Below are 23,267 nucleotides of genomic sequence, written 5' to 3'. Positions count from 1 at the left end.
AGCGGGGACGGATCGGCCCCCCCTGCGTCCCCGAACGCGATCAGTCTCTGGCTTTCAGGGCATCCGCCAGCGATGCCGTCGCGCTGCCGCGGCGGGCGGGTTTGGGCTGGCTCGGATCGGGTGCCCAGCCGGTCAGATAGACGATGTCGAATCGCTCCGCCGTGCGTCCGTCCGCGTCCGCCTGCCGGGCAAAGGCTTCGGCGGCACGTGCCACGGTATCGCGCCGTAGCGGCGGCGTGCCGGGCAACAGGTTGGACGCCGCCATGCCGCGCAGGTCGCGCAACAGATTGCCGACGCCCGCATAGCGCACGGTCAGCGTCTCGACATCGGCCACGGGCAGCGCAAAGCCGGCGCGCGACAACAGGTCGCCGGCGGCGCGTACATCGATTCGCGGGTGAAACCGCGCCACCGGGCGGTCGCCTTCCGCTTCGAGAAACGCCCGGCGCAGCGTCGCCAGGCTGTCCCCACCCAGAAACGCTCCCAGGAACAATCCGTCGGGCCGCAGCGCGCGCCGCGCCAGCGCCAGCGCGCCGGGCACGTCGTTGACTTGATCGAGCACGCCCACCGAAACGATCAGATCGAAACTGCCATCGGGAAAATTTGGGCGATCCTCGTCCGCCTGCACCCCTCCCGCCATCGCGGCGAAGCGTGCGCCCGCGTCGATTCGCGTGATTCGCGTGCCGGGCAGCGTGAAAGCGCCGTCGAAGCTGCCCAGATCGAGCACGTCGCCGAATTCGCGCGTCACATCGCCCAGCCGCTCGGCAATCCCCTCCAGCATATGCGCGCGGAGAAAATCGAATTCGGCATATAGAGGCGCCGCGCGGTCACGGCGGCGGCGGCGCAGCGCGCGGTCAAAGATTTCGGGCGGAGTCATAGTCGGCGCTTGTGCAGGCTCGCGCGGGCGGCGACAAGCCGGTCATGGTCTCGCTCGCGCCGCTTGCCCGGATTGCCGATTTCGCGTTGCCGCCGCGCTGCCCCGGCTGTTCGGCGGTTACCCGCACCGATCATGATTTCTGCGCTGCTTGCTGGGGGCAATTGCGGTTTCTGGGCGAACCCTGGTGCGCCACCTGTCGCGCGCCGTTCGAATATGACCTGGGGCCGGGCGCACAATGCGGGCAATGCCTGGCCGATCCGCCGCCGCATGATGGCATCCGCGCGGCGGTCGCCTATGGCGATATTGCGCGGCATGTCGCGCTGAAGCTCAAATATGGCGGGCGGATGGCCGCCGCCGATACGATGGCGCAGGCGATGGCCCGGCTGATGCCCGCCGATGCCGATCTGCTGATCCCGGTGCCGCTGCATCGCTGGCGCCTGTGGCGACGCGGTTATAACCAGTCGCTGCTGATCGCGCAGGCATTGGGCCGGACCAGCGGCGTTGCGATCGCGCGCGACCTGCTGGTGCGGACCAGGGCCACGCCCCCATTGCGCGGCATGGGCCCGCGCCAGCGGCGCAAGGTGGTGGCGGGCGCCTTCGCCCTCGCGCCGGGTGCGAAAGAAGCGGTTTCCGGCAAACGCATTCTGCTGGTCGACGATGTCCATACCAGCGGCGCGACATCGGAGGCCTGCGCAAGCCTGCTCAAGCGTGCCGGAGCCGCGCAAGTGATCCTTTTATGCTGGGCGCGCGTTCTTCCCGGAGAAGCCGTAGATTGACAAGCGACGCGGCGCACCACAACTCGGGGGACGATATGGCAAAAGTCGAAATCTACACCAAGGCATTCTGTCCTTATTGCTCGCGGGCGAAGAATCTCCTCGCCAGCAAGGGCGCGGAATATGAGGAATTCGATATCACCATGGGCGGTCCCAAACGCCAGGAGATGCTCGATCGCGCCAATGGCGGCACCACCGTGCCCCAGATATTCATCGACGGAACGCATGTCGGCGGGTCGGACGATCTCGCCGCGCTTGAGCGTGACGGCAAGCTGGACGCGATGCTGAACGGATGAGCCGCGCCGCGATTCTTCAGATGACCAGCGGGATCGATCCCGCCGCCAATGCGAAGGTCATGACCGACGCGATGGCGCAAGCGTCGGGCGAGGGCGCGGCGATGCTCTTCACGCCGGAAATGTCGGGCCTGCTCGACCGCGATCGCAAGCGCGCCGCCGCGCATCTGACGCAGGAAGCGGAGGATCCGGTGCTCGCCGCGATGCGCGACGCGGCGGCAAAACACGGCATCTGGGCGCATATCGGATCGCTCGCCTTGCTGCGCGAGGACGGAAAGCTCGCCAATCGCGGTTTCGTGATCGACGATCGCGGCGAAATCCGTGCCCGATACGACAAGATGCATTTGTTCGACGTCGATTTGCCGACCGGCGAAAGCTGGCGCGAATCCGCCGTCTATACCGGTGGCGACAGAGCCGTGCTGGTCGATACGCCGCTGGGGCGCCTTGGCCTTGCCATCTGCTACGACCTGCGTTTCCCCGACCTGTTTCGCGCATTGAGCAATGCCGGGGCGACATTGTTCGCGCTGCCCGCCGCATTCACCCGGCCGACCGGTGCGGCGCATTGGCATGTTCTGCTGCGTGCCCGCGCGATCGAGGCAGCGTCCTTCGTCATCGCGGCGGCACAGACCGGCGAGCATGAGGATGGCCGCGCCACCTATGGCCATTCGCTCGCGGTCGATCCTTGGGGTGAAATATTGCTCGACATGGGCGAAGCGCCCGGCGTGGGCTTTGCCGAAATCGACCAGGCCCGGGTCACCGACGCCCGCGCCCGCGTACCGGTCCTGCAACATCGCCGCCCGATTCCTGAAGTCGAAACGCTGTGATCGTGTTCGACCTCAAATGCGGGCAGGGGCATGTGTTCGAAGCATGGTTCGGATCGAGCGCAGCCTATGAAGAGCAGAAGGCCGGGGGCATGCTTGCCTGTCCGATGTGCGGCGATGGCGATGTCGGCAAGGCGCTGATGGCGCCCAATGTCGGCACCAAGGGCAATCGCAGATCGGAAAGCCCTGCACCAAAGCCGCTGCCCGCTTCTGCAACGCCGGACGCGAAGCCGTCGCCGCCGGCCGAGGCGCCCTCGCCTGAAGCGGTGAAGGCCGCGCTTGCCGCGCTGGCGCAGATGCAGGCAAAGGCGCTCCAAAATTCGCAATGGGTGGGCAAGAGCTTCGCCACACGCGCCCGGGCGATGCATGAAGGCGAAGAGGATCATGCGCCGATTCATGGCCAGGCAACGCCAGAGGAAACGCGCGAGATGATCGAGGACGGGCTGGCGGTCGCGCCGCTCCCCTTTCCGGTGGTGCCACCCGAAGCGCGGAATTAGGCACGCGCATTACGGCGTCGGCAACTGCGCTTTCCGCGTTGACCCGCCCCGCGCGCAAATCTACCCACGCAACCCGTGTCCCGGTAGCTCAGTAGGATAGAGCAGCAGATTCCTAATCTGGAGGTCGGAGGTTCGAATCCTCTCCGGGACACCAATCGCCTGCCGCAGCGCGGGACAGCGGCAGGCATGACTGGAGAGGTTGCCATGAAGCGTTTCGCCTGCAGCATCGCGCTGATCGCAGCAGCGGCTATGCCGGTATTGGTTCAGGCGCAGACCGCACAGCCGGTCGTGACGATCGAGAATGGCGCGCTGCGCGGAAAGATCGAGAACGGCGTCGAAAGCTGGAAGGGGATTCCCTTCGCCGCGCCGCCGGTCGGGCGCTTTCGCTGGCGCGCACCACAGCCGATGGCCGACTGGCAGGGCGTGCGCGATGCGACTGCCTATGCGTCCGATTGCATGCAGCTGCCGTTCCCCAGCGATGCTGCGCCGCTCGGCACCACGCCTGCCGAAGATTGCCTCTACGCCAATGTCTGGAAGCCTGCGGGCGCGACCGGCAAGCTGCCGGTCGTGGTGTGGATCTATGGCGGCGGATTTGTGAACGGGGGCGCTTCGCCGCCCACCTATGCCGGTGCCAATATGGCGAAAAAGGGCGTGTTGTTCTTCAGCTTCAACTATCGCCTGGGCCGGTTCGGGACCTTTGCGATGCCGCAGATGAAGGACGAGAATCTCTATGACGGGCGGCTCGGCAATTTCGGCACGATGGATCAGATCGCCGCGCTGAAATGGGTGCAGCGAAACATTGCCGCATTTGGCGGCGACCCGGACAATGTGACGATTATCGGCGAAAGCGCGGGCGGCATGTCGGTGCACCAGCTCGTCACCTCGCCGCGCGCCCGCGGGTTGTTTCAAAAGGCGGTGATCCTGTCGGGCGGCGCCGGCCGCTCGGATGATGCGCCCCACACCGCCGATGTCGAGGCAATCAGCGCGAATTTCGCGCGCGCGCACGGCATCGACCCCCAGGCCGCCGATGCCATGGACAAATTGCGCGCGCTGAGCGCCGACGATGTCACCGGCGGGCTCAATCTTGCCACCATGTCCGCGCCGGGGCCGAAAACCTTCTCGCGTCCCTTCGTCGACGGCACGGTCAGCGTGGATATGGGCGCGGCCTATGACAGCGGCGAATTTGCGCAGGTGCCGATGCTGATCGGCGCGACGAGCGCGGATATCGGCGGCAGGACCGGCTATATGGTCGCGGGCGCGCGCCAGGCGTCCGGCGCGATCGCCGATCATGGCGTTCCGGTGTGGGAATATCGCTTTTCCTATGTTGCCGGGTCGCTCGACTGGGATGGCGCCTATCACGCCAGCGACATTCCCTATTTCTTCGACAATGCCGCGATCAAATATGGCGATGCCACCACGGCCACGGACCGGGCGGTCGGCGACACGATCAGCGACTATCTGGTGAATTTCGTCAAGACCGGCGATCCGAACGGCGCGGGGCTGCCGCAATGGCCGCGTTATGCGCGCGACACCGACCTGTTGATGGATTTCACGCGGGCGGGCGAAGCAGTGGCGGGGCCCGACCCCTGGGCGGCGGAAATCGACGCCGCGCAGTAAAATGGGGGCAGGGACCCTGCCCGAGACAACCCGGGGAGCCGGCGGTGCCGGCTCCCGCGGCCGTCAGCTCATGTGATTGCTGAGATATTTGTTCATTTCGAACATGGTCACCTTGTCGCGGCCAAAGATCGGCTTCAGCTTCGCATCGGCGATGATCTCGCGCTTGTTTTCCGGGTTCTGCAGATTGTGCTTCTTGATGTATTCCCACATCTTGCTCACCACTTCGCTGCGCGGCAGCGGGGCGCTTCCCGTGATTTCCGCGAGCTGCGGCGAGGGAGTCACCGGCTTGGCAATGCCGCCGCGCGCGCCGCTGGTTTTGGTAGCCATATCCTTCTCCTTCCATGCCCCGTTGAAAATGCCGGGGCCTATCCCTGAATAGCGCTTCGGGCTTGTGGGAAGCCTCGCAGCCCTGTTCGCTATGAACGATGTACTGCGCTTCTTGGCAAGATGCACGTACCCGATGGCGTTTTGTGCCGCGCTGTGTCCATCCTGCCAAGCCCGGTCCGATTAAGCGTTTTGCGGTACGCCTTGCCCGCGCGGTTTGGCCGCGCGCGGTCCCGCCTGTGCAAAGCCCGATCGTTGCTGAATCGAAAGCGCGGCGGGCATGATTGGTTGCGCTGCTGCCGCATTTCGTCGCGCATATGCGTCGCCTGATCGAAGCGGTGCGGTAGGCCGGGGCGGATTCCCGTGCTAACAGTATCGGCAAGCGGGAAAGGGAGGTGTGAATATGCGCGTTTGGGGGTTGTTGGTGGTCCTGTTGCCGGGAAGCCTGGCGCTCGCCGGTTGCGGCGGAAACGGGGGCACGACCGGGACGAATTATTCGGATACGCCGCCGATGGCCGAGATCGTCGCGACGCCGGGTGAGACACCCAGTCCGACGCCGACCCCGACGCCCAGCCCGCAAAATGCCATGACCATGGTGGATCCTGCGGACACGCTTCCCGCCGATGTCATCGCCTTCAAGCAAAAGCGCGACGCGTGCGAACGCTGGATGGATGAGGAAGGCACCGACGAGGATCGCAAGAAAGAGATCGCCGACGGCATTTCCGAAAACTGCACCGGCACCGATGCCGCGCTGGCCGCGCTCAAGGAAAAACATGCCGGCGAAATCGACGTGCAGCGCGCACTCGCCCAATATGACAGCGATATCGAATGAGGTTCAGGCCGCGCGCCGAACCTCGACAAAGCCCTCGAACGTAGCGCGCACATCGTCCGATGCCCGCGCCACCAGCGCCCGGATGCGATGCAGGAACGTGTCGAGATCGTCCGCGCTGGTGTGGTGCGCCATGTCCCGGTCGCCGAATTCGCGTCGGCTGGTGATGCGGCGCGACAGGAGCATGATCGCACGATGGCGCGGATCCGCCTGGATCCGGGCGAACGCAGCTTCCACGGCTTCCTCCGGCCCTTCGAGCGCCTGAAGAAAACGCTGGCCGTCCGAATATAGCAGGCCCGTAATGTCGTCGCGCGCGTTCAGTCGCCGGGCCACCGCAAGAATTGGCTCGGGCGCCACCGGGGCGGCGGCGGGATTGACGCTGCTGACATAAACGAGCTGCAACATGATCCTCTCCGATTGTTCGTTCTACATTGTAGACGACAATTCATCGTTAAGCGGGCTTAACCCTGCGCGGCTGGACATATGCTGAACCATGGGCCATATCGCGCGCCATGATGCGAAACGCGCTCCTGCTCGGACTTCGACTTATCCGCCCTTAGAGGTGCGGATCGTGCAGACACGCGCGCCTCTAAGGGCTTCTTCGACCGCTGATGTTCCCCGCGTGCTGGAATAGCGCGCGCAGAAGAGAGACCTGACGAGATGTTACGCGATCCGAGCGTCAAATACCGCGCATTCCCGCAAGTGAACCTGCCCGACCGGCAATGGCCGAGCCGTACGATCACGCATCCGCCGCGCTGGCTGTCCACCGATCTGCGCGACGGCAATCAGGCGCTGATCGACCCGATGAACGGGGAGAAGAAGACTCGCTTTTTCGACCTGCTGGTGAAGGTGGGGCTCAAGGAAATCGAAGTCGGCTTTCCCTCGGCCGGCCAGACCGAATTCGATTTCATCTCCGGCCTGGTTCAGCAGGACCGGATTCCCGACGATGTGATGGTGCAGGTGCTCACGCAATCGCGGCAGGATCTGATCGCGCGCAGCTTCGAAAGCCTGAAGGGCGCGAAACAGGCGATCGTCCACCTCTATAATGCGGTCAGCCCGGCATGGCGGCGGATCGTGTTCAACATGAGCCGCGAGGAAGTGCGCGAAATCGCGATCAACGGTGCCAAGGTGCTGCGCGACGAAGCGGCGAAGCAGCCGGACACCGACTGGCATTTCGAATATTCGCCCGAAACCTTTTCCACCGCCGAACTCGATTTCTCGGTCGAGGTTTGCGAGGCGGTGATGGATATCCTGCGTCCGACGCCCGATCATCCGCTGATCCTCAACCTGCCCGCGACGGTCGAGGCGGCGAGCCCCAACATTTATGCCGATCAGATCGAATGGTTCTGCAAGCATATCCGCAACCGCGATTCGGTCGTCATCAGCCTCCACCCGCACAATGATCGCGGCACCGGCGTCGCGGCGGCGGAACTGGGCCTGATGGCGGGCGCCGATCGCCTCGAAGGCTGTCTGTTCGGCAATGGCGAGCGGACCGGCAATTGCGATCTCGTCACTGTCGCGCTCAACATGTACACCCAGGGCGTCGATCCCGGCCTCGACTTCTCGGACATCGACGAAGTCATCCGGACGGTCGAATATTGCAACCAGCTGCCGGTGCATCAGCGCCATCCCTATGCCGGCGAACTGGTGTTCACGGCATTTTCGGGCAGCCATCAGGACGCGATCAAAAAGGGCTTTGCCGCACAGGAAGCGCGCAACGATCAGATGTGGGACGTCCCCTATCTGCCGATCGACCCCGCCGATCTGGGGCGTAGCTATGAAGCCGTCATCCGCGTCAATTCGCAGAGCGGGAAGGGCGGCGTCGCCTGGGTGCTCGAACAGGATCGCGGCCTCAAACTGCCCAAGCGGATGCAGGCGGAATTTTCGAAGGACGTACAGCGCCTCGCCGACGAAACCAGCCGCGAGCTCAATGCTGCCGACATCAGCAAGCTGTTCGATCAGGTCTATCTCCCCGGCGAGGGGGATCGTTTCACGCTGGTCGATTATGAAGAAAGCGGCACTGTCGGACAGCGCCTGTTCGTCGGGCGCGTGGCGATCGACGGCGAGGAACGCTCGATCAGCGGCAAGGGCAATGGCCTCATTTCCGGCGTGATCGCCGCGCTGGCGGATTCGACCGGCCCCAATCTCGATGTCGTCGATTATTCGGAACATGCGATCGGTGCGGGATCGGATGCCCAGGCGGCGGCCTATGTCGAATGTCGGACCGATGACGGGCGCACGGTATTCGGCGTCGGGATCGACGCGGACATCGCGACGGCTTCGGTCCGGGCAGTGCTCAGCGCGGCAAACCGGGCGCGGTCGCCGGGCTGATCGCCCGACACGACCGGGAAGGGCTAGCTGCGCACTTCGGTGCGCAGCGTCACGAATCCTTCGATCGTCGCACGCACGGCCGGTGCCGCCGCTTGGGTCAGCTGGCGCACGCGATCGACGAATTCGGCATCGGTGGCACGATGGTAATGCGCCATTTCCCATGGCCCGAATTCGCGTTCGGCGATCGTCCGTTTGGAAAGCACCACCATCGCGCGATGGCGCGGATCGGATTGGATGCGGGCAAGCGTCGCCTCGACCTTTTCCAGCGGCCCTTCCATCGCCTGAAGAAAGCGCTTGCCATCGGCAAACAACATGCCGGTGATCCCGTCGCGTCCATTGTTGCGACGTGCCTTTGCCAGCATCGCCGTCGGGTCGATTTCCGCGCCCGGTGTCAGGCTGCTGACATATACGATCTGAAGAAGAGTGTTCTCGCTCACCACATGCGTCCCATGGGCACGTGCTTTAGGGCCAGACCGGTTAACGAAGCTTTAGGCGTACTCCCACAGGGGTGACCTAGCTGAGCGCACAGGCGGCGATATGCTGCGCGCGCAGCGGGCCGGGCAGGTGCCCCATCGCCGTTCCGGGCAGGTTGCGCAGTTCCTGCGAAAAGGCGATCAATTGCTCGCGCCGGCGGATGATGCCCAGATCGCGCATCCGCCGGATGGCGAAGCAATCGGCGTTCGATTCGCTGTTCATCGGGCCCAGCGCATGGTGCGCGCATTCGTGCGCAAACCACCAGACCGCGACCAGATCGGAATAGCGGGCCATGACGTTGGGATTGAGCACGATATAGGGCTGATTGCCGTAGCTGCTGGCAATGCCGACATCGTCGAGCATCGGATCGCTGAAGATCGCGACATATTGCCCCGTGCGATACGCGCGGCAGTTCATCGGCAGGCCGCGAACCGAAACCTGATATTGCGGCCCCATTGCATAACGGCTGAGCTGCTGCGCCGAGGCAGGCAATGCCCATAGCACCGCGTATAGCGCGCTTATTCCCGCCAGTATCTGCCAGAGCCGTGATGCGCGACCATTCATGACTGCATTCCCCCGAATTGCGTTGCCGCCACTTTGCGCGGGCCAGCTTTCGCCAGGCTGAACCTGTTTCGCTGCTGAAACCACGGCAATCTTTTGTACCGAAATTTTTCCGTCATCAAACAGGCGGGCAAATCGCCGCTCCGAAAATCGTACATGACAAATCCGGTTTTCATTGCGGGGGCGAAATCGCGGTCCTATTCTCCTTCCAAGAGATACAGAGATGGACTTCCTGCTTTCAAATTCGAACCTGCCGTTTGCGGTTGCGCTTTCGGTGCTGGTGTTGCTTGCCTTTGTGCAGCTTGTCGGACTTGGCGATTTGCTGGGTGACGCCGATGCGGATGTCGATGTCGACATCGATGCGGACGCCGATCTCGATTTCGCCGGCGGACTGGCCAGTGTGATCGGCTTTGGCCGGCTGCCGCTGCTGATCTGGCTGTCGCTGCTGCTCGCGCTGTTCGCGTTGCTGGGGCTGGGCGGACAACAGGCGATGCTGGGCTTTACCGGCGACACCATGCCCGCGCTCCCCGCTGCCGGGCTGGCCGCGCTGGCGGCTTTTCCGCTGACCGGAGCGCTGTCGCGCCCGCTGGCGCGGATCCTGCCGCATGACGAAACGACGGCGGTGGGCATCGACAGCCTGATCGCAAAACGGGGTCATATCGAGATCGGCCGCGCATCCCGCGGCTCGCCGGCGCGCGCCGCCGTCGGCGATCGTTTCGGTACCATCCATCATGTGATGGTCGAACCGAATGAGGACGGCGAGGTGCTGGAATCCGGCGCGGAAGTGCTGCTCGTGCGGCGCGACGGCGACATATTCTATGCCATTGCTGTGGAAGCGCGGCCGTTCTGAGCCCGCGCGAAAAGGAGTGAGATGGAAAATCTGACTACGATCGGCATTATTGCCGGTTCAATCCTTGCGTTCCTGTTGATCCTCGCGATCACGATCACGCGCCTCTACAAGCGCGCGACCAAGGAAATCGGCTTTGTCCGCACCGGTTTCGGCGGCGAAAAGGTGGTGATGAACGGCGGCGCGATGGTGCTGCCGGTCTTCCACGAAACCATGCCGGTCAACATGAACACGGTCCGTCTTGCGGTGGAGCGCAAGAATGGCGACGCGCTGATCACGCTCGATCGGCTGCGCATCGATGTGAAGGCGGAATTCTATGTCCGCGTCCGTCCCGATGCCGGCGCGATCGCAATGGCGGCGCAGACTTTGGGCATGCGCACCATGCAGCCCGAGGCGCTCAAGGACCTGGTCGAAGGCAAGTTCGTCGACGCGCTGCGCTCGGTCGCGGCGGGGATGACGATGAACCAGTTGCACGAACAACGCGCGGATTTCGTGCAGAAGGTGCAGCAGGTTTCCTCGTCGGATCTGGCGATGAACGGGCTTGAGCTCGAAAGCGTCTCGCTGACCGGGCTCGACCAGACGTCGATCGAGCATTTCAACGCCAATAATGCGTTCGACGCCGAAGGTCTGACCAAGCTGACCGAGCAGATCGAGCTGCGCAAGAAAGCGCGCAACGACATCGAGCAGGAAACGCGTGTCCAGATCGAGACCAAGAATCTCGAGGCCGACCAGCGCAGCTTCGAAATCAGCCGCGACAATGAATTTGCCCGGCTTGAACAGGAGCGCGAAGTCGAGATGCGTCGCGCCGCACAGGCGGCCGAGATCGCGCGCGAACAGGCAGTCCGCAATCAGGAAGCCGAAGCCGCGCGGATCGAAGCCAAGCGGATGGTCGACAGCCAGCAGATCGACGCCGATCGCGTGATCAAGGAAGCGCGCATCGCGCAGGAACAGGCAGTCGAGCTCGCCCGTCAGGAACAGCAGATCGCGATCCAGAACAAGAGCCGCGACGAAAGCCGGGCCAAGGCCGAAGCCGACGAAGCCCGCGCCAAGGCGGTTGCCGCCGAGGAACAGGTGGCCACGGCGCGCCAGACCGAGGTTGCCGAACGCGACAAGCGGATCGAACTGATCGAAGCCGCCAAGGCCGCCGAACGCGACGCGATCCGGATCAAGGTCGATGCCGAGGCCGAACGCGACGCCGCGACCAATCGCGCCGAAGCCGCACGGCTGGAAGCACAGGGCGAGGCCGAAGCCGAAAAGCTGCGCGCCGAAGCTGCCCGCGTCCGTTTCGAAGTCGAAGCTGCCGGGCAACGCGCGGTCAACGAAGCGGCGAACATCCTGTCTTCGGATCAGGTGTCGTTGCAGACCAAGCTGGCGCTGCTCAAGGTGTTGCCCGATCTGGTCCGCGAAAGCGCCAAGCCATTGGAAGCGATCGATTCGATCAAGATCGTCCAGGTCGATGGCCTGCGCAGCGGCGGCGAAGGCACGACGATGCGCGTGCCCACCGGCGGCGGCTCGGGCAACCTCGCCAGCGACGCAGTCAGCGCCGCGCTTGCCTATCGTGCGCAGGCACCGGTGATCGACGGATTGATGAAGGAGCTTGGCCTCGACGGCAGCTCGCTCGACAATCTGGTCAAGGGCGGTGGCGAAGCGGGTGGCCTGGCAACGCCGGTCGTGAAAACGCCTGCGCGGGCCGAGCGGGAAACCCCGGAGGCTGCGGCGCCTTCACCGGCGCCGAAATCCGAAGCGGGCGCCGCTGCGAAGGGTGCGAAAGACGACTGACGGTGATCCCTGCGGCGGTGCTCAATAAAGTGCCGCCGCAGGTCGATATGCCTGATGCCTGCGCGGCGTGGCGTTCAGAAACCGCGCGCGCGCCGGCGCATCATCGATCAGCGCTCGCGGTCGATTTCGCACCCCACCCGGGCATCCGGATAGACGTCGAGCTTCATCGATTGCACGCATATGCGCACCACGCGCGGATCGCGCAGCGCCAATGTGGCGATCTGTTCGCAAAACACTTCCTGCAGCTCGAAATGGCGTTCGCTTGCCAGCTTCCGGATCCCGACCCGCAGGAAATCATAATCGACCACTGCATCGATCCGGTCGGCAGGCACGTCGGGATAGACGCATTCCATCGACACGCGCACCGAAACGCGCTGCGGCGCGGCGCGTTCATGGTCGTGGATGCCCAGCCCCATCGTCACTTCCAGCGCGTCGAGCAGGATGGTGTAGCGTTTCTCAGCCATTGGGGCGCTCGCGGGTATTGAACATCACATCGCCGTCGGAGCGGACGAGGTGCTGGCCGCAATCGACGAAGATATTCTGGCCGGTAATGCTGCGGCTTTCGAGCAGCAGCGCTACGGTAGCTGCGATATCCTCCACCGCGACCCGGCGGCGCAGCAGATTTTCGCCACAGGTTTGCGCGAACTCTTCCTCGCTCTGGTCGAGGCTGGGCAGGGTGAGGCCGGGCGACACCGCATTGACGCGAATATGGGGGCTCAGCGCCTGGGCGAGCATTTCCGTGGCGCCCGCAAGTGCCACCTTCGAACAGCTATAGGTGAAGAAGTCGGGATTGAGATTGCCGACTTTCTGGTCGAGCAGATTGACCACCGCGCCGTCGGTCATGTCCGGCTGAGCCGCGAGCGCCGAGGCGAGCGCGACCGGCGCGGCCAGATTGACTCGCATATGCGTGTCGAGCTGCGCATAATCGGTCAGCGCGTGCGTATCCCATGCGAAAAGCGAGGCATTGTTAACCAGACCGGTTATCGGCCCGCCCAGCCCCGCGCGCGCCGCGGCGATCAGCGCCGGGGCCGTGGCGGCGTGCTCCAGATCGCCCTGCACGACGCACGCCGTGCCGCCCGCTTCGCGAATGTCCATCGCCATGGCTTCTGCTTCTTCGGGCGACGCATGATGATGCACCGCGACGGCCCATGCGCGTGCGGCGAGGTGGCGGGCGATCGCCGCACCGATTCGCCGCGATGCACCGGTGACGAGAACGCGCCGGTCCATCGCGATCAATATCCCATCAGCTTGAGCACTTCGGCACGGCTGCGCTCATCGTCGCGGAACACGCCCATCATCCGGCTGGTGACCATGCCGACGCCGGGCGTGCGCACCCCGCGCGCGGTCATGCAGGCATGCGTCGCTTCGATCACCACGGCGACGCCGACCGGCTTGAGATGGTGCCAGATGCAATCGGCCACTTCGGCAGTCAGCCGTTCCTGAACCTGCAGCCGCCGGGCAAAGCCGTGCAGCACGCGTGCCAGCTTGGAAATGCCGACGACATGGTCCTTGGGAAGATAGGCAATGCTCGCCTTGCCGATGATCGGCGCCATGTGATGCTCGCAATGCGATTGAAACGGAATGTCGTTGAGCAGCACGATTTCGTCATAGCCGCCGACTTCCTCGAACACCCGGCCCAGATGATGCGCGGGATCGTCGTCATAGCCCTGGCAATATTCCTTCCATGCCCGCGCCACGCGCTTGGGCGTGTCGAGCAGCCCTTCGCGATCGGGGTCGTCGCCCGCCCAGCGGATCAGGGTGCGGATTGCTTCGCTGACCTCTTTGGGAACGGGAATCTTGCCGGGCTCGGCAATGATGTCGCCGTCGTCGGGTTCGTCTTCATGATTGTGCATGCGGTCAGGCTCTTCCTCTTTTCCATTAGGGGTAAGCGGCGATTGCCGCGCCGGTTCCCAAATCCGTTTCCGTTGACGTGGGGAAAGGCGCAGCGTTAGTTGCTCCCCGGGCAAAAGCAAATGCCGGAACCGGCGAAGATCGGTGCGGAAAAGGGGACTATCATGCATGTCAGCGGGTGGATGACGGCGGCTGTGCTGTCTATTTTCGTCGCCGCGCCGCTGCATGCGCAGCAACAGGGCGACTCGGCCGAAACGGATGCGGAAACCATCCTGGTGTCGGCGACCGGACGGCGAGCCTATCTGGAACATTCGCCGGACGCGGCAACGGTGCTCAATTCGCCCATGCTCGGCGCGTCGGGCGTAACCGACCTGCGCGACGTGGAACGGCTGACGCCCAGTCTTCAGGCGACCAGCGGCCAGTCGGCTGCGACCGGAACCGCCTTTGCGATCCGCGGCGCCACCACTGCCGGCGACAATCCGGGATTCGAACCCGCCGTCGGAATCTATATCGACGGTGTGCTGCGTTCGCGCGCGGGCATGGCGCTCGGCGATCTGCCCCCGCTCGATCGCGTCGAAGTGCTGCGCGGACCGCAAGGCACGTTGTTCGGGCGCAACGCCACGGCCGGGGCGATCGCGGTCTTCACGGCGCCGCCCGAATTTCGCTGGCGCGGCTATGGCGAGGCGCAATTGGGCAATTACGGCCTGTTTGCGCTGCACGCAGGGGCCACGGGTCCGGTCGGTGATACGCTGGCGTTGCGACTCGATGGCGGCCTCAGGCGGCGCGACGGCTATATAAGCGACGCGAATTCCCGTCGCACGATCAACGATCTCGATCGCTGGAACGTGCGGGGACAGGCGCTGTTCGATTCCGGGAATATCCGCTTTCGCCTGATCGGCGACTATGCCGAAACGCAGGAGCAATGTTGCGGCGTCGCGATAGTGTCGCGCGGCGCCTTCGCGCCCGCGATCGACGCGATTGCCGCCGGACAGGGGCTGGTCGGCATCCATGACGGCCCGGCGCAGGACCGGGTGCAGGGCGTTTCGCCGATGCGCGATTATGGCGAACGCGTGGGCGATGGCGGCATTTCGGGACAGCTCGACTGGGAACTCGGCGCGGCGACGCTGACCAGCGTGACGGCGTGGCGCGACTGGCGCGTCACGCGCAATCAGGACATCGATTATTCGGGGATCGACCGCGCCTATCGCGACGGCTTTACAAGCGACGTTCGCGATTTCACGCAGGAAGTGCGGCTGCGGGGATCGACGGCGGGCGGCGGACTCGACTGGTTGATCGGCGGCTTCTTCCTCGATCAGCGGCTGCGCGAAACCGACACGGTGCGGCTGGGACGCGACGGCGACCGCTATGTCGATGCTGTGCTGGCGGGCCAGCTTGGCGCACCGCCGCCACAGGGGATCGGCATTCCCGCGCAATTTTACGGCAGCTATGCCGTGCCGACGCTAACAGAGGTCGGCGCCGCGCTTCAGGGGCTGGCGCCATTGCCGCCCGGCGCAGTGCCGCTGTTCGGCCAGCTTCTCTATCTGCAAAGCCCGACATTGCAGGCGGCGGCCCCGCCCGGATCGGCGCTGTTCGACTATCTGAACAGCCCGCTTGCGGGTTCGGCCGCGGGGCAGGGCAACCAGGACGATCGCTATCGTGTCGATACCCGCGCGGTCGCATTATTCACGCACGACATCGTGCATTTGACCGATCAGCTGTCGCTGACGCTTGGGCTGCGCTGGGATCATGAAACGAAACGGATGACGGCGCGGATCGCAAATGACACCGGTGGGTGCGCCTTCTTCACCGACGCCGATCCGCGCGCGGCCCTCTATCGACAGGCGATCCGCGCCGCCGACCCGGATTTGTATGAAGGGCTGTTCCTGCTCGCCTGCAATCCGGCAGTAAACACCGAATTCAACGGCGATTATGCCGATCGCCGCAGCGACGCGCGCCTGTCGGGCACCGTTCGGATCGCGTGGCAGGCCGATCCGCGCCTGTTGCTCTATGCCGGCTTTTCGCGCGGGGTGAAGTCGGGCGGCTATAATCTCGACCAATCGGGGTTCGACACTGCGGTGCTGGGCGGAAACGGTGCGCAGGCGAGCGATCTGGGCTTTGGTCCCGAACATGCCGATGCCTGGGAAGTAGGCATCAAGTTCAGCCCATCGCCGGCCATCATGGTCAACCTCGCCGGCTATGTGATGGATATCCATGATGCCCAGGCGCTGGCGTTCGGCGGCACCAGCTTCTCGGTTCTCAATGTCGATTCCGAAACCGCCAAGGGCGTGGAGGCGGAAGCGATCCTGCGCCCCGTACCGGCGGTGTCGCTCCGGCTGGGCTATGCGTGGATGGACATACGCTATGATGACGAAAATGATTTTTCCGGCACGCCGCTGACCGGTCTGGAAGGTGCGCGCGTGCTCAATCAGCCGCCGCATGTCGTGACGATCGCGGCCAGCTGGAGCCCGCCCCTGGGCGCGACGATGCACGCGCTCGTCCATGTCGACACACGCTATCAAAGCGCAGTGGAGATTGACGGCTATGATCGTTTCACAGGCCGCGGCGTGGTGCGCAATCCCGCCTATGCGCTGGTCAATGCACGCATCGGCATCGGGCGCGACGATGGCCGCTGGAGCGTGTCGCTGTTCGTCGAAAACCTGTTCGACACCTATTATCACGTCACCGGCCTGGCGATCCCCGAACAGCCCGGGGCCTATGCCGGTTTTCCCGGGCCGCCGCGTTTCTGGGGCATCGCGCTGCGTTCCGAATTCATGGGTTCACGACCTTAGGCGCTGCTATTGCGCAAACCGCGTGTCGAGCGCGCTTTTGGGCAGAAACCCGAAATTGCACCCACGCAGCATCGCCGAGCTCGGGCAAAGGCGTGATCGGCGTCAGCGGTGCTGCCGCATGGACGATAGTGGCCGCCGCCCCCTTGCCCAACCCGGGCAAGGGAGCATTGACGGGACAGATCAGCCAAGCGGGATGTTATTGCTTGGCGAACGCCGCGACGATTTCGAGCTCGACTTCGTCGGACACGACCGGAACGGCATAGCCCAGGCCGAAATCGCTGCGCTTGATCGTCGTTTCGGCAGTGAAGCCGATATTGAGCTGCTTGCTCATCGGATTGTCGCCCGCGCCGAAGAATTCGGCTTCCAGCGTGACCGGCCTGGTAACGCCGTGCAGCGTCAGATTGCCGGTGATCGTGGCTTCGGTGCCGTCGACCGAGACCGAAGTCGAAACGAAGCGCGCCGTCGGGAATTCGGCGACATTGAAGAAATCGGCGCTGTGCAGATGGTGGGTGAACGCTTCCAGATGGGTGGTCGATTTGGCCATGTCGAACGTCACATCGACGCTGGCGTCTTCGGGCTTGGCCGGATCGATGGTCAGCGTGCCGGTGGCATTGGCGAAAATGCCTTCGAGCGGAGTCACGCCCATATGATTGACGGTCCAGCGCGCAAAAGTGTGGGCGCTGTCCACCGAATAGGTGCCGGCGACGACGCGCGAGGGATCGGCGGCACCGGGCAGACCGGCCTGTTGCGGCGCGAGCAGCGGTGCGGCGGCCAGCGGCGCGGCGGCGGCAAAAACGATGGCGGCGATAAGGGTCGGCGTACGCATGGCAAAAATTCTCCCGTGAATGCGCTGGGGTGCGATCAGGCGGGAAGTTGGGCCAACCCATGGGGAACTGCAATAGCGGTTACAGAGTTGTAACGGCAGAAAAATGCTTCAACACATTGTTCTACAACGGAAAATAAATGAAGCCCGCCCGCGCCGCATCGGGCGCGGGCGAACCGGTTTCGCGTCAGTTCTTTTCCTTGTCGACCAGCTTGTTCGCGCCGATCCACGGCATCATCGCGCGCAGCTCGCTGCCGACCTTTTCGATCGGATGCGCTTCGGCGGCCTTGCGGCTGGCCTTGAGTTCGGGCTGACCGGCGCGGTTGTCTAGCACGAAATTCTTGACGAAGCGGCCCGACTGGATGTCGGCGAGCACACGCTTCATTTCGGCCTTGGTCTCGTCGGTGATGATCCGCGGGCCGGTGGTGATATCGCCATATTCCGCGGTGTTGCTGATCGAATAGCGCATGTTGGCGATGCCGCCTTCATAGAGCAGGTCGACGATCAGCTTGGTTTCGTGCAGGCATTCGAAATAGGCCATTTCGGGGGCATAGCCCGCCTCGACCAGCGTTTCGAAACCCGCCTGGATCAGATGGGTGATGCCGCCGCACAGAACGGCCTGTTCGCCGAACAGATCGGTTTCGCATTCCTCGCGGAAATTGGTTTCGATGATGCCCGAACGGCCACCGCCAACGCCCGAGGCATAAGCGAGCGCGATGTCATGCGCATTGCCGGTCGCGTCCTGATCGATCGCGATCAGGCAGGGGACGCCGCCGCCGCGCTTATATTCGCTGCGCACGGTGTGGCCCGGGCCCTTGGGCGCGATCATGATGACGTCGATGTCCGCGGGCGGTTCGATCAGGCCGAAATGGACGTTGAGGCCATGGGCAAAGGCAAGCGCGCTGCCCGGCTTCATCTTTCCCTTCAGGTCGTTTTCCCAGATCGCGGCCTGATGCTCGTCGGGGGCGAGGATCATGACGATATCGGCCCATTCGGCGGCTTCCGAATTGGTCATCACCTTGAAGCCGGCATCTTCGGCCTTCTTGGCGGTCGCCGAACCGGCGCGAAGCGCGATCGCGACTTGCTTGACGCCGCTGTCGCGCAGATTCTGCGCATGGGCATGGCCCTGGCTGCCATAGCCGACAATCGCGATCTTCTTGTCGGTGATCAGATTGATGTCGGCGTCACGATCATAATAGACACGCATTTCGTTTCATTCCCTTCCGATGTGCCGTCCTGCTGAACTCGTTTCAGCATCCACCGTGCAACCAGCGCGGTCCGCGCCGGTGGAGGGGTGGACCCTGAAACAGGTTCAGGGTGACGAATTGAATTGTCTCTTCGGTGCTAGACCGCTTCTTTCCCCCGCGCGATGGCGGCGACGCCGGTGCGGGCAACCTCGACCAGCCCGACCTCGCGCATCAGTTCGAGGAACTTGTCGATCTTCTCGGTCCCGCCGGTGACTTCGAACACGAAGCTGGAGATGGTCGCATCGACCACGCGCGCGCGGTAGACTTCGGCGAGGCGCAGCGCCTCGATCCGGTGATCGCCGGTGCCGACGACCTTTACCAGCGCCAGTTCGCGCTCGACATGTTCGCCATGGACGGACAGGTCGGTCACCTTGTGCACCGGCACCAGCCGGTCGAGCTGGGCGATGATCTGTTCCATCACCGGCGCCGAAGCATGAGTGACGATCGTCAGGCGGCTGACCAGATCGTCGTCGGTGATTTCCGACACGGTGAGCGACGAAATATTATAGCCGCGCGCCGTGAACATCCCCGCAATCCGCGCGAGAATGCCCGGCTCATTGTCGACGACGACCGAGAGCGTGTGCCGCTCGACCGATTCTTCCTTGATGTGCATTTAAATTCTCCCCGACACGGGGAGGGGGACCATGCGCAGCATGGTGGAGGGGGGTGTCCACCCGCGCTCCGCTTGCCGAAATTCCCCTCCACCACGCCGCTTCGCGTCATGGTCCCCCTCCCCGGTACGGGGAGGATTGCATATAGCCATCACACCAGCGCCTTCGCTTCGTCGTCCATTTCGCCCGAAACCTCGGCGCCACCGAGCAGCATTTCGGTATGCGCGGCGCCCGACGGGATCATCGGGAAGCAGTTGGCGAGTTTCGCGACGCGGCAATCGACCAGCACCGGCCCGTCATAGGCGAGCATCTCGTCGATGCCGGGCTGCAATTCCTGCATCCCTTCGATGCGCAGGCCCTTCCAGCCATAGGCTTCGGCGAGCTTCACGAAATCGGGCAGCGCATCGGAATAGCTTTCCGAATAGCGGCTCGAATAGGTCAGTTCCTGCCACTGGCGGACCATGCCCATATATTCGTTGTTCAAAATGAACAGCTTGACCGGCAGACGATACTGGATTGCGGTGCCCAGTTCCTGAATGTTCATCTGGATCGACGCCTCACCGGCAATATCGATCACCAGCGCGTCGGGATGGCCGAGCTGCGCGCCGATCGCCGCGGGCAGGCCATAGCCCATCGTGCCGAGCCCGCCGCTGGTCAGCCATTTGTTCGGATCATCGAAACCGAAATGCTGCGCGGCCCACATCTGATGCTGGCCGACTTCGGTGGTGATGATCGGATTGCGGTCCCTGGTGGCTTCCCACAGCGCGCGGATCGCACGCTGCGGCATGATCACGCCGTCCTTGCCGTCATCGAAGTCCAGGCTGCGCACCGCGCGCCAGCCGTCAATGCGGTTCCACCATTCGGTAAGGTCCGCCGCCTGATGCCCGCGCGTTTTCCACAGGTCGATCATCGCCTGCATCGCCGCTCCGGCATCGCCGATGATGGCCAGATCGACGCGAACATTCTTGTTCACGCTCGACCGGTCGATATCGATATGCACCTTTTTCGCATTGGGCGCGAAGGCATCGAGCCGCCCGGTCACGCGATCGTCGAAGCGTGATCCGATCGCAACGATCAGGTCCGCCTTGTTCATCGCCAGATTGGCTTCATAGGTGCCGTGCATGCCCAGCATCCCCAGCCATTGCGGCGAGGAAGCAGGGAAGGCGCCCAGACCCATCAGCGTCGACGTGACCGGCGCACCGGTGAGTGCCGCCAGCTCGCGCAGATATTCCGAAGCCTTCGGCCCCGAATTGATGATGCCGCCGCCGGTATAAAGGATCGGCCGTTCGGCCGCCGCCAGCATTTCGATCACCGCTTCGATGCCTTCGGGATCGGGCTGGGTGACGGGACGATAGGTGGTGCGCGTCACCGGCGCAGCCGGATCGGCGGCGGGCGCCGTTGCGACCTGAACATTCTTCGGAATGTCGATCAGCACCGGGCCGGGGCGGCCCGACGTGGCGATATGAAACGCTTCGCGAATCACCGGGGCAATGCGCCCGGGCGCCTTCACCAGATAATTATGCTTGGTGCAGTGGCGGGTGATGCCGATCGTATCGGCTTCCTGAAACGCATCGGTGCCGATCAGCTGCGTCGCAACCTGACCGGTGATGACGACCATCGGGATCGAATCCATCAACGCGTCGGTGATGCCGGTCACGGCATTGGTCGCGCCTGGGCCGCTGGTGACCAGCACCACGCCCGGCTTGCCGGTCGCGCGGGCATAGCCTTCCGCCGCATGAGTCGCGGCCTGTTCGTGGCGGACGAGGATGTGTTTGATCCGGTCCTGCTGGAACAGCGCGTCATAGATCGGAAGAACCGCGCCGCCCGGATAGCCGAATACGACTTCCACGCCGAGATCCGTCAGGGTCTCGATCAGGATGTCTGCTCCGCTCTTCTCGGTCACGTTGGTCCTCCTTCAGGCGCGTGCGCCATAGCACCGCCGGAGGGGCGCTGCTAGTCGCACGAAAAGTGCAGGTCAAGGCTTAATTGAGTAATTTAGTTTCAAATATATGCAACAATCGGTTTGTTTCTGTCTCGTCCGTGCGTGCCCATTCGCCGGGAGGCTGGTTGCGGAACCAGGTATATTGGCGTTTGGCATATTGGCGCGTCGCCGCCTGGGCGCGCTCGATCGCCTCTTCGCGGGTGAGCGCACCCGACAGCCATGCGCCGATTTCGGCAACGCCGATGGCGCGGCGGACCGGCGCATTGGCGGCTATATCGGTGCGGGCGCACAGCGCGCGGACTTCCTCGACCGCGCCCTGATCGAGCATCAGATCGAACCGCCGATCGCAACGTGCGCGCAGCCATTCGCGATCGGGCAGCAGCACCATGGCGGTCAGCGCCACGCGCTTGCCGATCCCGCCGACCCGTTCGGCCTGCCACTCGGCGAGCGGGCGACCGGTCGAGCGCACGACTTCCAGCGCGCGGGCAATCCGCGTCGTGTCGGTCGGCCGCAGCCGCTGCGCCGCCTGCGGATCGGCCTTTTCCAGCGCGGCATAGGCCTCGGCCACCGGCAGCGCGCGCACTTCCATACGGATATCGGCATCGATTTCCGGCACCGGTGCGATTCCATCCAGCAGCGTGCGCATATACAGGCCGGTGCCACCGACCAGAATCGGCAGCCTGTCATCGGCGTGCGCCTGGAGTATCTCCTGGCGTGCCTCGGCTGCCCAGCGGGCGGCGGAATAATCGTCGGCGCCGTCGATATGGCCGAACAGCCGGTGCGGCGCGCGGGCAAGCTCCCCGTCATCGGGCCGCGCGGACAACACGTGCAGATCGGCATAGACCTGCGCGCTGTCGGCGTTGATCACGACGCCGCGATGCTTTTCGGCCAGCGCCACCGCCAGAGCGGACTTGCCGCTCGCGGTCGGCCCTGCGATGAGCGCCAGCGGGGGAGGGACGCTCACCGACCCGCCCCCACCACCGTTTGCGCTGAGCTTGTCGAAGCGCCGTTCTGTCCTTCGCCACGCGGCACGAAGAAGTACGGCCCTTCGACAAGCTCAGGGCAAACGGGTGTTTCTGATACCGATCCGGCAAGGGGCCATATGTTCATCGCCACGCTTATAGCATCCGAAAGCCTGACCGCGGGCGACATTTCGTCTGCCGCCGATCGGCTTGCCAATGCGGGATGTGCGCCGGGCGAGGCGTGCTGGATCGACGCGGATGAAGCGGCGGATCTGCCCTTTTCCACCGATCCTGCTGCGGCGCGGCTGGCGCTGGAGGACGTGTTTCCGGGCGTTGACGTGATCGTCCAGCCCGCACAGAATCGGGAAAAAAAGCTGCTGATCGCCGATATGGATTCGACGATGATCACTGTCGAATGCATCGACGAACTCGCCGATTATGCGGGGATCAAGGCGCAGATCGCCGAGGTGACCGAACGCGCGATGCGCGGCGAACTCGACTTTGCCGACGCGCTCGACGCGCGTGTCGCGCTGCTGAGGGGGCTTGAGGAAAGCGCGATCGACCGCTGCCTTGCCGAACGCGTGCGGCTGTCGCCGGGTGCCGAAACGCTGGTGAAGACGATGCGTGCGCGCGGTGCCACGGCGGTGCTGGTGTCGGGCGGCTTTACGCGCTTCGCCGGACCGGTCGGCGATCGGCTCGGATTCAACCGCGTGATCGCCAATACATTGCTGGTCGCGGGCGGGAAGCTGACCGGCGAAGTGACCAAGCCGATCGTCGACAGCTCGACCAAGGAAACGACATTGCGCGAGACTGCGGCGCAACTCGGCCTCGATTTCGCCCAGACGCTCGCGGTGGGCGACGGCGCCAATGATCTTGCGATGATCAAGCGTGCCGGCCTCGGCGTCGCCTATCGTGCCAAGCCGATCGTCGCAGCAGCCGCCGGTGCGCGGATCGACCATACGCCGCTCACCGCGCTGCTCACCGCACAAGGCATAGCGCGCAAGGATTGGGTCGCCGCCTGA

Annotated in this window: 24 protein-coding genes and 1 tRNA gene; 12 read left to right on the top strand and 13 right to left on the bottom strand. The window is 64.2% G+C overall.

Annotated features, from left to right (window positions below; genetic code table 11):
• Positions 1 to 40 precede the first annotated feature (40 nt).
• A complete protein-coding gene (locus DKB74_RS07300; RefSeq protein WP_109807462.1) occupies positions 41 to 874 on the bottom strand; it encodes a methyltransferase domain-containing protein in 834 nt (277 codons plus the stop codon).
• Positions 875 to 918: 44 nt separating this feature from the next.
• Here DKB74_RS07300 and DKB74_RS07295 point away from each other — a divergent pair, with 44 nt between their 5' ends.
• The 6 genes from DKB74_RS07295 to DKB74_RS07270 all read left to right on the top strand — a co-directional run bounded on the left by DKB74_RS07295 (position 919) and on the right by DKB74_RS07270 (position 4,875).
• A complete protein-coding gene (locus DKB74_RS07295) occupies positions 919 to 1,650 on the top strand; it encodes a ComF family protein (protein WP_109807688.1) in 732 nt (243 codons plus the stop codon).
• A 35-nt stretch (positions 1,651 to 1,685) separates the two neighbouring features.
• On the top strand, positions 1,686 to 1,943 hold the full coding sequence (grxC, locus tag DKB74_RS07290; RefSeq protein WP_109807687.1) for a glutaredoxin 3: 258 nt from the start codon (positions 1,686 to 1,688) through the stop codon (positions 1,941 to 1,943).
• Positions 1,940 to 2,764, top strand: a complete 825-nt coding sequence (locus DKB74_RS07285) for a carbon-nitrogen hydrolase family protein (protein WP_109807461.1) — start codon at positions 1,940 to 1,942, stop codon at positions 2,762 to 2,764. Before grxC ends, DKB74_RS07285 begins: the two co-directional genes overlap by 4 nt.
• Positions 2,761 to 3,258, top strand: coding sequence for a DUF1178 family protein (locus DKB74_RS07280; protein ID WP_109807460.1), 498 nt, complete (start codon positions 2,761 to 2,763; stop codon positions 3,256 to 3,258). The genes DKB74_RS07285 and DKB74_RS07280 overlap by 4 nt, the downstream gene beginning before the upstream one ends.
• Before the next feature lie 77 nt (positions 3,259 to 3,335).
• Positions 3,336 to 3,412, top strand: a tRNA-Arg gene (locus DKB74_RS07275).
• A gap of 50 nt (positions 3,413 to 3,462) precedes the next feature.
• Complete coding sequence (locus tag DKB74_RS07270) at positions 3,463 to 4,875, top strand: carboxylesterase/lipase family protein (RefSeq protein ID WP_109807459.1); 1,413 nt, start codon at positions 3,463 to 3,465, stop codon at positions 4,873 to 4,875.
• Positions 4,876 to 4,938: 63 nt separating this feature from the next.
• On the opposite strand, the gene DKB74_RS07265 is transcribed toward DKB74_RS07270, so the two are convergent.
• Complete coding sequence (locus tag DKB74_RS07265; RefSeq protein WP_109807458.1) at positions 4,939 to 5,202, bottom strand: SWIB/MDM2 domain-containing protein; 264 nt, start codon at positions 5,200 to 5,202, stop codon at positions 4,939 to 4,941.
• A gap of 400 nt (positions 5,203 to 5,602) precedes the next feature.
• On the opposite strand from DKB74_RS07265, the gene DKB74_RS07255 reads away from it, so the two are divergent.
• The gene (locus DKB74_RS07255; protein WP_145960921.1) at positions 5,603 to 6,031 is read left to right on the top strand and encodes a hypothetical protein; all 429 of its coding nucleotides are present in this window, start codon (positions 5,603 to 5,605) and stop codon (positions 6,029 to 6,031) included.
• Positions 6,032 to 6,034: 3 nt separating this feature from the next.
• Here the strand turns inward: DKB74_RS07255 and DKB74_RS07250 are convergent, their stop codons facing one another.
• Complete coding sequence (locus tag DKB74_RS07250; protein WP_109807456.1) at positions 6,035 to 6,433, bottom strand: BLUF domain-containing protein; 399 nt, start codon at positions 6,431 to 6,433, stop codon at positions 6,035 to 6,037.
• Positions 6,434 to 6,688: 255 nt separating this feature from the next.
• Between DKB74_RS07250 and leuA the strand changes: the two genes are divergently transcribed.
• Positions 6,689 to 8,359, top strand: coding sequence for a 2-isopropylmalate synthase (gene leuA, locus DKB74_RS07245; protein ID WP_109807455.1), 1,671 nt, complete (start codon positions 6,689 to 6,691; stop codon positions 8,357 to 8,359).
• Between the two features lie 23 nt (positions 8,360 to 8,382).
• Here the strand turns inward: leuA and DKB74_RS07240 are convergent, their stop codons facing one another.
• Both DKB74_RS07240 and DKB74_RS07235 read right to left on the bottom strand, forming a co-directional pair.
• On the bottom strand, positions 8,383 to 8,796 hold the full coding sequence (locus tag DKB74_RS07240; protein WP_109807454.1) for a BLUF domain-containing protein: 414 nt from the start codon (positions 8,794 to 8,796) through the stop codon (positions 8,383 to 8,385).
• A 76-nt stretch (positions 8,797 to 8,872) separates the two neighbouring features.
• Positions 8,873 to 9,397: a hypothetical protein gene (locus DKB74_RS07235; protein ID WP_145960920.1), complete on the bottom strand. Its 525-nt coding sequence runs from the start codon at positions 9,395 to 9,397 to the stop codon at positions 8,873 to 8,875.
• 220 nt (positions 9,398 to 9,617) lie between these two features.
• Between DKB74_RS07235 and DKB74_RS07230 the strand changes: the two genes are divergently transcribed.
• Together DKB74_RS07230 and DKB74_RS07225 are read left to right on the top strand one after the other, a co-directional pair.
• Positions 9,618 to 10,244 (top strand): OB-fold-containig protein, encoded by a 627-nt coding sequence (locus DKB74_RS07230; RefSeq protein ID WP_109807452.1) that lies wholly within the window; start codon positions 9,618 to 9,620, stop codon positions 10,242 to 10,244.
• A gap of 21 nt (positions 10,245 to 10,265) precedes the next feature.
• Positions 10,266 to 12,020 carry a flotillin family protein gene (locus DKB74_RS07225; RefSeq protein ID WP_109807451.1) on the top strand — a complete coding sequence of 585 codons (1,755 nt, stop codon included), beginning with the start codon at positions 10,266 to 10,268 and terminating at the stop codon, positions 12,018 to 12,020.
• 107 nt (positions 12,021 to 12,127) lie between these two features.
• On the opposite strand, the gene DKB74_RS07220 is transcribed toward DKB74_RS07225, so the two are convergent.
• The 3 genes from DKB74_RS07220 to folE are packed head-to-tail and all read right to left on the bottom strand — an operon-like array spanning position 12,128 to position 13,873.
• On the bottom strand, positions 12,128 to 12,484 hold the full coding sequence (locus tag DKB74_RS07220; protein WP_109807450.1) for a dihydroneopterin aldolase: 357 nt from the start codon (positions 12,482 to 12,484) through the stop codon (positions 12,128 to 12,130).
• Complete coding sequence (locus tag DKB74_RS07215; protein WP_164497928.1) at positions 12,477 to 13,247, bottom strand: SDR family oxidoreductase; 771 nt, start codon at positions 13,245 to 13,247, stop codon at positions 12,477 to 12,479. Before DKB74_RS07215 ends, DKB74_RS07220 begins: the two co-directional genes overlap by 8 nt.
• A gap of 5 nt (positions 13,248 to 13,252) precedes the next feature.
• Positions 13,253 to 13,873 carry a GTP cyclohydrolase I FolE gene (gene folE / locus DKB74_RS07210; protein WP_109807449.1) on the bottom strand — a complete coding sequence of 207 codons (621 nt, stop codon included), beginning with the start codon at positions 13,871 to 13,873 and terminating at the stop codon, positions 13,253 to 13,255.
• 120 nt (positions 13,874 to 13,993) lie between these two features.
• On the opposite strand from folE, the gene DKB74_RS07205 reads away from it, so the two are divergent.
• Positions 13,994 to 16,660, top strand: a complete 2,667-nt coding sequence (locus tag DKB74_RS07205) for a TonB-dependent receptor (protein ID WP_109807448.1) — start codon at positions 13,994 to 13,996, stop codon at positions 16,658 to 16,660.
• Positions 16,661 to 16,856: 196 nt separating this feature from the next.
• On the opposite strand, the gene DKB74_RS07200 is transcribed toward DKB74_RS07205, so the two are convergent.
• The 5 genes from DKB74_RS07200 to miaA form a co-directional block, all read right to left on the bottom strand.
• Positions 16,857 to 17,486 carry a YceI family protein gene (locus tag DKB74_RS07200; RefSeq protein ID WP_109807447.1) on the bottom strand — a complete coding sequence of 210 codons (630 nt, stop codon included), beginning with the start codon at positions 17,484 to 17,486 and terminating at the stop codon, positions 16,857 to 16,859.
• A 184-nt stretch (positions 17,487 to 17,670) separates the two neighbouring features.
• Positions 17,671 to 18,690, bottom strand: a complete 1,020-nt coding sequence (gene ilvC / locus DKB74_RS07195) for a ketol-acid reductoisomerase (protein ID WP_109807446.1) — start codon at positions 18,688 to 18,690, stop codon at positions 17,671 to 17,673.
• 137 nt (positions 18,691 to 18,827) lie between these two features.
• Positions 18,828 to 19,343 (bottom strand): acetolactate synthase small subunit, encoded by a 516-nt coding sequence (ilvN, locus tag DKB74_RS07190; RefSeq protein ID WP_109807445.1) that lies wholly within the window; start codon positions 19,341 to 19,343, stop codon positions 18,828 to 18,830.
• A gap of 149 nt (positions 19,344 to 19,492) precedes the next feature.
• On the bottom strand, positions 19,493 to 21,244 hold the full coding sequence (gene ilvB / locus DKB74_RS07185; protein ID WP_109807444.1) for a biosynthetic-type acetolactate synthase large subunit: 1,752 nt from the start codon (positions 21,242 to 21,244) through the stop codon (positions 19,493 to 19,495).
• 79 nt (positions 21,245 to 21,323) lie between these two features.
• Positions 21,324 to 22,247 (bottom strand): tRNA (adenosine(37)-N6)-dimethylallyltransferase MiaA, encoded by a 924-nt coding sequence (miaA, locus tag DKB74_RS07180; protein ID WP_239987417.1) that lies wholly within the window; start codon positions 22,245 to 22,247, stop codon positions 21,324 to 21,326.
• 138 nt (positions 22,248 to 22,385) lie between these two features.
• Here miaA and serB point away from each other — a divergent pair, with 138 nt between their 5' ends.
• Positions 22,386 to 23,267, top strand: a complete 882-nt coding sequence (serB, locus tag DKB74_RS07175) for a phosphoserine phosphatase SerB (RefSeq protein WP_109807443.1) — start codon at positions 22,386 to 22,388, stop codon at positions 23,265 to 23,267.

This window comes from Stakelama portus (genome assembly GCF_003171655.1).
GTDB classification, from domain to species: Bacteria; Pseudomonadota; Alphaproteobacteria; order Sphingomonadales; family Sphingomonadaceae; genus Sphingomonas; species Sphingomonas portus.
The sequence above is the reverse complement of the archived record's forward strand: the minus strand, read 5'-3'. Positions and strand labels throughout refer to the sequence as shown.